This window comes from Sulfitobacter sp. UBA4523 (assembly GCF_002388305.1).
Classification (GTDB): Bacteria; Pseudomonadota; Alphaproteobacteria; order Rhodobacterales; family Rhodobacteraceae; genus Sulfitobacter; species Sulfitobacter pontiacus.
The window spans coordinates 39,263-45,436 of record NZ_DGMH01000037.1 but is presented as its reverse complement, the minus strand read 5'-3'; the positions used below and the strand labels follow the sequence as shown (position 1 = coordinate 45,436).

4 protein-coding genes are annotated in these 6,174 nt (G+C 65.1%); all 4 read right to left on the bottom strand.

The annotated features are described in order from the left end of the window. Nucleotides 1-46: 46 nt before the first annotated feature. Nucleotides 47-1,567, bottom strand: coding sequence for an ABC transporter ATP-binding protein (locus B3849_RS09385; RefSeq protein WP_278424682.1), 1,521 nt, complete (start codon nt 1,565-1,567; stop codon nt 47-49). Then, nucleotides 1,564-2,535: a xanthine dehydrogenase accessory protein XdhC gene (gene xdhC, locus B3849_RS09380; RefSeq protein WP_278424684.1), complete on the bottom strand. Its 972-nt coding sequence runs from the start codon at nt 2,533-2,535 to the stop codon at nt 1,564-1,566. The genes B3849_RS09385 and xdhC overlap by 4 nt, the downstream gene beginning before the upstream one ends. Continuing rightward, nucleotides 2,525-4,930 (bottom strand): xanthine dehydrogenase molybdopterin binding subunit, encoded by a 2,406-nt coding sequence (gene xdhB / locus B3849_RS09375; RefSeq protein WP_278424685.1) that lies wholly within the window; start codon nt 4,928-4,930, stop codon nt 2,525-2,527. Before xdhB ends, xdhC begins: the two co-directional genes overlap by 11 nt. Next, the coding region (gene xdhA, locus B3849_RS09370) for a xanthine dehydrogenase small subunit (RefSeq protein ID WP_286780047.1) at nt 4,927-6,174 on the bottom strand (1,248 nt) is incomplete at its 5' end. The genes xdhB and xdhA, both read right to left, overlap by 4 nt.

Sequence of the window (6,174 nt, the reverse complement as noted above, 5' to 3'; positions counted from 1 at the left end):
AAACTCCACGGGGGTGTGGGGGTGTGAAACCCCCGCAAGCAACGCGTCAAACATGCGCCACCTCCATCCCGTGGGCCCCGCCCATCATCAATCCGATCTCGTCCACCGTCAGCCCTGCCGCGGCGCGCGGCTCCGACAGGCGGCCCTCGTTCAGCGCGGCGAAGCGGTCCGAGATTTCCATCAGCTCGTCCAGATCCTGACTGATCACGATCACCGCTGTGCCATTCTCGGCCAGATCCAGCAGCGCCTGCCGGATCGCCGCCGCGGCAGAGGCATCAACCCCCCATGTGGGCTGGTTGACCACCAGCACCTGCGGATCTTGCAACACCTCTCGGCCGATGACGAATTTTTGCAGGTTCCCGCCAGACAGCGAACGCGCGGCATTGCCGGGGCCGGGGGTGCGCACGTCGAAATCCGCGATGATACGTTCGGCAAACCGTTTGGCGGCGGGCCAGTTCAACATGCCGCGCCGCTCCAGCTTTTCGCGCACGGCACCGGTCAGCATCGCATTCTCGGTCAGGGACATATCAGGGGCGGCGGCATGGCCAAGCCGTTCCTCGGGCGCGGTCAGGATACCCAGACGGCGGCGCGCGGTGGGGCCAAGCTGGCCCACGTCCTGACCCTCGAACCCGATCATGCCAGCGGCGGTCGGCAACTCGCCCGACAGGGCCGACAGCAATTCATCCTGCCCGTTGCCCGCCACGCCACCGATGCCCAGAATCTCGCCCGCGCGGACTTGCACGGTGATGTCACGCAGCGGCATGCCAAAGGAACTGGGTGAGGGCGCGGACAGCCCCCTCAGGTCCAGCTTGACCGCGCCGGGGGTCTTGCCTGCGCGGGTCGGTGTCTTGAGCGTGCTGCCCACCATCATTTCTGCCATATCCCGTGCCGTCGTCTCTGACGGGGTGCAATGGCCTACGACCTTACCCAAACGCAGGATCGTGGCGCTGTCACACAGGCTGCGGATCTCTTCGAGCTTGTGCGAGATATAGAGGATCGCGGTGCCCTCGGCGCTGAGCTTGCGCAGGGTTTTGAACAGGATTTCAACTTCTTGCGGGGTCAGAACGCTGGTGGGTTCATCCATGATCAACAGTTTGGGGTCTTGCAGCAGGCAGCGGATGATCTCGACCCGCTGGCGTTCACCGGCCGAAAGGTCGCCGACGATGCGGTCGGGGGCCAGCGGCAGGCCGTAGGCCTCGGACACGTCGCGGATCTGCTTGCTGAGGGTGCGCAGCTTGGGCGCGTTCTCCATCCCGAGGGCGATGTTTTCGGCCACGCTGAGCGCGTCGAACAGCGAGAAATGCTGGAACACCATGCCCACACCGGCGGCGCGTGCGGCGCGGGGCTCGTGCGGGGCGAAACTGGCTCCGTGCATCTGCATCGTGCCGCTGTCGGGTTTGACCAGCCCATAGATCATCTTGACCAGCGTCGACTTGCCCGCGCCGTTTTCCCCCAGCAGCGCGTGGACCTCGCCCGGCGCGATCCGCAATGACACGTTATCATTGGCGACAACACCGGGGTAGGCTTTGGTCAGCCCGGAAAGCGCCAGAAGGGGCGTGTCGGTCATGCGCAGCGTTCCTTTTGTGTCAAACGAACCTGTTTATTCGTGCGGGCGGGTTCAAATTGCAAGAGTTGCGTGGCCACCCCAAGCGCAATCGCTTGAGGATGCTTGCCAAATTGCCGCGCGCCGATGGGGCAGGTGATGCGGGCGATCTGTTCGGGGGCATGGCCAAGGGCCGCCAGACGGCTGCGAAACCGCGCCCATTTCGTGTCTGACCCGATCAACCCGCCAAAGGCGAAATCGCGTTGCAGCAAGCGGTGGCAGAGCTCCAGATCGTCGTCATGGGCCGGTGTCATGATAAAATGTGCAGCGTCATCTTCAGCGCTGTGCAGCGCGGCACCCCAAGGGCCATCGGCACCGCTGACGCCCTCTGGCAGATCGTCCAGATACCCGGGGCGCGGGTCGGCGAGTGTGACGCGAAACTGCGGCAGCGGGGCCAGAATACGCGCCAGCGCGCTGCCGACATGGCCCGCGCCGTGAATGACCACTTGCCGCGAGGGCTGCCACATCGGCTCTGCCAACCAGCCGCCGTGCAGGGTAATGGCGAGCGGTGTCGCGCTGCCACTGGCACGGTCGATCTTGGCGCGAAAGCTGTCGGCAAGGGGCGGGGCCACCGGATCAACAGCGCGCAGGTAGATGTCGGGGTAGGTGTCGGGCAGGGCTTCGACTGTGGCGGCGTCGAAACGCTCTGTCACGACTGTCACCGCCCCGCCGCAGCATTGGTTCATCGCGGGGCCAAGGGCGGCGCGGGTCAGCTTGCAGCGCGGGCCACCCGCGAGCATGGCGGCGGCATCGCGCATCGATTGCAGCTCAAGCTGGCCGCCGCCGATTGTGCCGGACGCACCGCCCGCCCAAACCAGCATCGACGTCCCCGCCGGACGCGGGGCAGAGCCTTTGACCTGCACCAGAACGATGCGCGCCACCGTGCCATGCGCGGCAACGGCCTGCGCCAGGGCTGCGCGGTCAAAGGGCATTGCGGGCCTTCCCGATGGCGGTCAGCACTGCTTCGGCCGTGGCGGGTGTTTGCAGGTCGCCAAACCCGTCGCCACAGGCGCTCACCGCATCCGACAGCGCCATGAAGGCCGAGATGCCCAGCATCAGCGGCGGCTCCCCCACCGCTTTTGACCGGTAGATCGTCTGCGCGGGGTTGGGTTCGTCCCAAAGCGCCACGTTGAACACATCGGGCCGGTCCGAGATGGCGGGGATCTTGTAGGTCGACGGCGCATGGGTTTTCAGCGTGCCTTTGGCATCCCAGACGAGTTCCTCGGTCGTGAGCCAGCCCGCGCCCTGCACATAGCCGCCTTCGATCTGGCCGATGTCCAGCGCGGGGTTCAGCGATGCGCCCGCATCGTGCAAGATGTCCGCGCGCAAAATGCGGTTTTCGCCCGTCAGCGTGTCGATCACCACTTCGGTGACGGCTGCGCCATAGGCAAAGTAGAAGAACGGGCGGCCGCGGCCCTTGATGCGGTCCCATTCGATTTCGGGTGTCTTGTAGTAGCCGGTGGAGGACAGCGACACGCGGTTTTCATAGGCAGAGGCGGCAGCTTGGGCAAAGCTGATCACCTCTTCCCCGATATGAACCTGGCCTTGGGCAAAGCGTATCTGGTCTGCGGTGGTCTGATAACGCTCGGCCAGATGGTCGGCGATGCGGTCGCGGATCGTGTCGCAGGCCGCTTGGACCGCCATGCCGTTCAGGTCCGTCCCCGAAGACGCCGCCGTGGCCGAGGTATTGGGCACCTTGCCGGTATCCGTCGCGGTGATCTTGACGACGGAGAGGTCAACGCCAAAGCGGCTGGCGGCGACCTGCGCGACCTTTTGGAACAGGCCTTGTCCCATTTCCGTGCCGCCGTGGTTCAGGTGGATCGACCCGTCCTGATAGACATGCACCAACGCCCCCGCCTGATTAAGGTGGGTGAGGGTGAAAGAGATGCCGAACTTGACCGGCGTCAGCGCGATGCCGCGTTTCAGAACCGGCTGCGTCGCGTTCCAGTCGGCAATGGCGGCGCGGCGTGCGGCGTAGTCCGATGTCTGGGCCAGCCGGTCGGTCAGCGCGTTGATGATACAGTCCTGCACCGGTTGGTGGTAGGGTGTGGTTTGCAGTCCCGTGGGCTGGGGTGGCGTGCTCTCTTGTGGTGCGGGCGATGCCCCGCGAGAGGCAAGATCAGCCTCGGTATCATGGGGCAGGGCGCGGTGGTCATGGGCCTGTCCGGTTGCGTCAGGCTGCATCACATCGGCGTAGAAATTGGCCCGCCGCACCGCCAGCGGATCAAACCCGAGTGACTGCGCGATATGGTCCATGACCCGTTCGATCCCCACGATCCCCTGTGGCCCGCCAAACCCGCGAAACGCCGTGGCGCTTTGCGTGTTGGTGCGCAAGCGGTGCGAGGTGATGCGGATGTTATCAAGGTGATAGGCATTATCCGCATGCAGCATCGCACGGTCGGCCACGGGCAGGGACAGGTCCATCGCCCAGCCACAGCGGGTGTAATGGGTGAAATCCAGCGCCGAGATGCGGCCAGTGGCGTCAAACCCTACGGTATAGTCGATGCGGAAATCATGGCGTTTGCCTGTGACGATCATATCGTCATCGCGGTCATATCGCATTTTGCAGGGGCGTCCCGTGCGCGCGGCGGCGACGGCACAGGCCACGGCGAGCGCATTGCCCTGACTTTCCTTGCCACCAAAACCACCGCCCATGCGCCGTGTCTCTACCCGCACGGCGTGCATCGGCGTGCCAAGCGCCTCTGCCACCTTATGCTGGATCTCGGTCGGGTGCTGGGTCGAGGAATGGACGACCATGTCGCCATTGTCTTGCGGCAGGGCGAGGGCGGCCTGACCTTCGAGGTAGAAATGCTCTTGCCCGCCGATATTGATCGTCCCGCTCAGAGTTTGGGGGGCGGTGGTCAGCGCGGCGGCAGCGCCCCCCTTTTGGTAAATGCGGGGGCCATCCTCGAACCGTGCATCGGCGGCGAGTGCCTCTTCTATGGTCAGGATCGGCGCGGTCGGGGTGATGTCCACCGCCCCAAGCCGCGCGGCGTGGCGAGCGGCAAGGTGGGTTGTCGCGATGACCATGAACACGGGCTGGCCCGCATAATGTACCGCGTCGGTGGCCAGCAGGGGTTCGTCATGGTTTGACGGCGATACGTCATTGTCAAACGGCAGATCTGCCGCCGTCAGCACCGCCACCACACCGGGGGCAGCAGCGACATCGCGCAGGTCCATGCCGTTGAGCGTGCCCGCGGCCACCGTGCTCAGTCCAAAGGCGATATGCAGCGTTGTGGCCGGTGTCGGGATGTCGTCAACGTAACGCGCAGCCCCCGTGACATGGAGCTTGGCTGCATCATGGGGGAGGGGTTTGGCAACGCTCATGCTGTCACCTCGTGCAGGTTCGTGGGCAGGCCGTTCACGTCATGCAGATAGCGCAGCAGCAGGTTCTGGGCGGTCAGCAGGCGATACTGCGCCGAGGCGCGCATGTCAGTCATCGGCTGATAATCCAGCGCCAAGGCATCCATCGCGCGGCGGATCGTCGCCTCGTCAAAAGGTTGGTTGATCAACAGGGCTTCGGTCTGGCTTGCCCGTTTCGGTGTGCCTGCCATGCCGCCAAAGGCGATGCGTGCGTCTGTGATTACATCGCCCGCGCGGGTGATGTTGATACAGCCGCACAGCGCCGAGATGTCTTGATCGAAACGTTTGCTGATCTTGTAGCAGCGCAGGCTGTCATTCTTGCCGGTGGGGAGCTTCGGGACGGTGATCGCCTCGACAAATTCTCCGGGGGCGCGGTCCTGTTTGCCGTAGTCGATAAAGAAGTCTTCAAGCGGCAGGCTCCGGCGGGTGTCGCCGTGACGCAGGTGCAATGTTGCCCCCATCGCGATGAGCGCCGGAGGGCCGTCCCCGATGGGCGAGCCATTGGCGATGTTACCCCCGATGGTGGCCGCATTGCGCACCTGCGCCGAGCCATATCGCCGCAGCATCGCGCCCAAGCTGGGGTAGAGCGGGGCAAAATGCGCGGTGAGCGTGGCAAGGGTGGTGGCTGCGCCGATGCGCCAGTGATCCCCGCCATCGGTGATGCCGCGCAGGTCGGGGATCTGGTTGAGAAACACGACCGGCCCCAGATCGCGGAATTGTTTGGTGACCCAGAGGCCGACATCCGTTGCCCCCGCAATCAGGGTCGCATCGGGGTGATCGGCGTACCAGTGGGCCAGTTCATCCGTGGTCGTGGGGCGCGAGGTCGCAGGGGGCTGTCCGCCCCCGTCCCGCTGCGCCGGCCCCCCCGAGGATTTAGGGCCATCTGGAAGTTTGAGGTTGCGCAGGTGGGCGGGCACGGGGGCGGCCTCGGCGGCTTTGGCGGCGCGGATGATTGGGGCGTAACCGGTGCAGCGGCACAGGTTGCCGGCGAGCTGCGTGTCGTGATCCGTGGCCCCGTTCAGATGGTCGGTGGCCATGGTGACGGCAAAGCCCGGCGTGCAAAAGCCGCATTGGCTGCCGTGATAGTCGACCATGGTCTGCTGCACGGGATGCAGGCTGCCATCAGGCGCGGCAAGCCCTTCGACGGTGGTGACGGATTTGCCGTTGATCTGGGGCAGGAACAGGATGCAGCCGTTCAGGGCGCGGTG